Annotated in this window: 1 protein-coding gene and 1 pseudogene; one reads left to right on the top strand and one right to left on the bottom strand. The window is 73.8% G+C overall.

Annotated features, from left to right (window positions below; genetic code table 11):
• Window positions 1-1,685: pseudogene (locus AB0J09_RS62245) on the top strand (hypothetical protein); the annotation flags it as partial.
• 47 nt (window positions 1,686-1,732) lie between these two features.
• Here AB0J09_RS62245 and AB0J09_RS62240 read toward each other — a convergent pair.
• The coding region (locus tag AB0J09_RS62240) for a CocE/NonD family hydrolase C-terminal non-catalytic domain-containing protein (RefSeq protein WP_360713574.1) at window positions 1,733-2,481 on the bottom strand (749 nt) is incomplete at its 5' end.

Genomic DNA, 2,481 nt, shown 5'->3' with positions numbered 1-2,481 from the left:
ACCTGTGCGACAAGCACGGAGCCCGCCTCTACGACTACTGCCGAACAGAGCTCGCCGCAGGCGACGCCGAGCAGGCGGTGGCCGGCGCGGCGCTGACGGCGCACCTGTACGCGGACCGCGTGGTGGATCCGGCCCTGCGGCGGCCCTGGCTGTACGCGGTGGCCCGCGCGCACCGGGCCGTCGTGGCCAAGCCCGCCAGCATCGGCTCGTGGTCGCGGCCCGGCCGGATGTCGGAGCTGCTGCCCGAGGCGCTGCTCTCCCTGAACCGCCCGCAGCGAGAGCTGCTCGACCTGTCCCTGCGGCACGGCCTGGCCGACACGGAGATCGCCGTGATCTTCGAGCTGCGCCAGGACGAGGTGCGGGCCATCGTCACCCAGGCGGCCGCCTCCCTGGAGGAGTGGTTCGCCGCGATCATCGCCGCGCGGGGCCGCGACGGATGCCCCGACCTGACGGCGCGGGTGTCGGAATGGGTCGCGGCGCCCGGCCGGCGGGCCAGGGCCAGAATCGGCCGTCACATCCAGTCCTGTGCGACCTGCCGGGCCGCGCCCAGGACCGTGTCGGCGGCGGCGCTGCTGCGCCGCCTGCCGATCACCACGTTGCCCGGCACGCTTCCCAACCGGCTGGCGTTGGCGCAGCCGTTGCCCGGCGAGGGGCCTCTTTGGCGGGCGGACGGCTTCCCTGTGCAGGCCCGCACACTGGTGGAGACCGGCCCTTCCCCGGCTCCCCCGGTCGCCGACGCCACGCCGCAAGTCCCGGTCGCCGACCCCACGACGGCGACCTCGGGAAAGCCCTGGTCGGCGGCGGGCGCGGCTGCCGCCGACCAGGAGCCTCCCTCGGCCCCGGCCGTGCGCGGGCGGCATCCGTTCACGCCGCCGAGCCGTACGCGGGCCTTCCGCGGCGGAGCGAACGGCGACAAGCTCGTCTACACCGCTGCCGTCAAGGGCTCGAGCAACGGCGTCCACAGCCAGGGAGCCATCATCCGGTACGGCGGGATCACCATGGGCGGTGACCTGGTCGAACTGCGGGACGGGCAGGTGCAGGAGTTCTGGCGGGAGCGGCCGGACGACGACGATCCGGAGGCCGGGCCGCCGATCAGGGCCGTGGCCAGGCTCGGGCTGATCGTGGGCGTGGGCCTGCTGGTGGCGGGGCTGGTCTGGGCCGTCGTGAACGCCCAGCGGCATCCCGCGACGCTCACCAAGACCGCCGCGCAGACGGGCGTGCTGGAGGAGCCGCCCGCGCGCTATGTGCCCGAGGTGGCCCCGGCCGCGGGCTCCGGCCTGTCGAGCATGGCCAGGAAGGCCGAGCTGCCCAGGCCGGCGCCTCCGGTGGCCAGGCTGACGCCGTCGTCGGTGTCGCTGGGCTCCGGGCGTACCGGAACGTTCTCACTGTCGTGCACGGGAAGCTGCGAGATCACCTCGGCCACCGGCACCGGCGGCATCGCCGTCTCCGGGACCACCTTCAAGGTGCGCGCGCCGCTCTCCCAGCGCGCCTGCTCGGCGCGGCCGAGCGTGAAGCGAGGCAAGATCACCGTACGGTGGGCCGGCAAGACCACGGGCGACGGCAGGACCACCGGCGGCACCACCGCCGGGCACGGCACCCTGACCATGAGCGTGTCCTGGACGGTCGCCGGGAGCGGCGGCGTGCGGATGCTCGACAGGGACCGCGGCGTCGTCTACTGCGGGTGAGGGCCCCGGGCGTGCGCCCGAGGCCCTCCCAGCCTCCTGGACGGCTCCTAGAAGAACGAGAACTCGGGCTCGGGCTGCGGCAGCTCGACCCGATCGGGACCGCGGAACGTGGCCGCGTCCTTCGGCACGTCGGCCAGCGGCGTGCCCAGGACGAAGGGGACGACGACGCTGGACCTGGCCAGGTCGAGGGTCACGTTCGCGCCGGTGCCGGTCTCGTCGCTGTAGTCCGAGTCGGTGCCCGCCACCACGAGGCCGATCCTGTGGCCCTTCTTGAAGGTGTAGTCCTGCGGCAGCGTCAGCCACTTGACCGTGCCGTACGTGTTCGGCGGCAGCGGGGTGGCCTGGCTGAGCGAGTCGCGGTTCTGGACGTCGATCCAGCCGCGGGCGACGATCTCGAGCGGGCGGGTGGCCACGTTCGTGACGACCTTCTTGTAGCAGGCGTCGTCGATCGCGGTGCTCTCGCCGTAGCAGTCCTCTTCGGTGAGCGTGGTGATGCCCTGGCCGCGACGCCAGTCGACGCGGGTGTCCGCGCCGAAGTCGACGAGCAGGGCGGTCAGATTGGAGGTGGGCTTGTCCAGCTTGACCCGCAGGTCGGCGGTGGGCGTGCCGGACAGGCGCAGGTCGAGCGGGAGCTCGCCCGTGGTGAACGCCACCCGCCCCGGGTTCGCCGTGCCGACGTCGGCCGCCATGTCGCCCTCGCTCATGGCGACGTCGGTGAAGGACGCGGTGCTGTTCCTGCCGGCCGGCTTCAGGCCGAGCGAGCCGTCGGCGGCCGGGCGCAGCGACGCCTTGAGCG

It is taken from the genome of Nonomuraea sp. NPDC049784 (assembly GCF_040659615.1).
In the GTDB taxonomy this organism is placed as follows: Bacteria; Actinomycetota; Actinomycetes; order Streptosporangiales; family Streptosporangiaceae; genus Nonomuraea.
The sequence above is the reverse complement of the archived record's forward strand: the minus strand, read 5'-3'. Positions and strand labels throughout refer to the sequence as shown.